The sequence below is a fragment of the Ruminococcus sporogenes genome, from assembly GCF_054655175.1.
Genome location: NZ_BAAHOA010000035.1, coordinates 1 through 840, shown reverse-complemented (window position 1 = coordinate 840; position 840 = coordinate 1). Strand labels below are relative to the sequence as shown.

Below are 840 nucleotides of genomic sequence, written 5' to 3'. Positions count from 1 at the left end.
CAGAGCTTGAGAAATCCTTTGAACGCTGGGAGTATTTAAAGGAACACGGCGGCTCCGATCCGTCTTATTCAGACGGAGTCAATATGAATCTTGTAAGAAATCATATTCTGTATTTCAAGCATAAAATTGAAAGCGGTATGTCTGAAAAGGATTATCCTCAGATATATTTTTGCAAGACGCCGCCGGAAACAGATCGGGACTATATGGCGAGAGCCGATGAAATACGGGAAAACGCAAGAAGTTCTCTGGAGATCATGGAACAGGATGAGAATCTGCTGTATCTCCGTGAAAGGATCAGGGAACTGTCCGACCGCCAGATAAAAGATATGAATATTTTAGTTGTAATTAATTACCCGAAAGCTCTGCGTACTGCAATAGCTGAAGACGATCTCATAACGATGCGCAGATTTGAAAATACAGACAATTACCTTGAAAGCTTCAGACGGACCGCTGAAAAAGCGGCTATGGCAGAACCGGAAGAAAATCTGCAGCTTTCAATGTTCTGAATGGAGGAAAAATGAAAAAGAAGAAAATAACCGCGCTTTTAATTTCCGTATGCCTGCTGACTGTATTCTGCTGTATAACGGCATACGCCGACGGAGATGTCGCAGGCGCTGTGCAGAGTACATGGTACTCTGCAAAAAGTCAGATAAAATCGATCGTTAACAACGTCGTATTCCCTGTGATAGACGTAGTTCTGGCAATTCTGCTCTTTGCCAAGCTTTCTTTGGCGTACATGGACTACCGCAAGCACGGTCAGTTCGAATGGACGGCTCCGGCAATAATTTTCGGCTGTCTGCTGTTTTCACTGACCGCTCCGCTTTACGTCTGGTCTATCGT

2 protein-coding genes are annotated in these 840 nt (G+C 44.3%); both read left to right on the top strand.

Annotated features, from left to right (window positions below):
• Positions 1-506, top strand: a 506-nt coding sequence (locus tag ACYQ0N_RS15325; RefSeq protein ID WP_460163183.1) for a hypothetical protein, incomplete at its 5' end; no start/stop codon positions are given.
• 11 nt (positions 507-517) lie between these two features.
• Positions 518-840, top strand: a 323-nt coding sequence (locus ACYQ0N_RS15320; RefSeq protein ID WP_460163182.1) for a DUF3852 domain-containing protein, incomplete at its 3' end; no start/stop codon positions are given.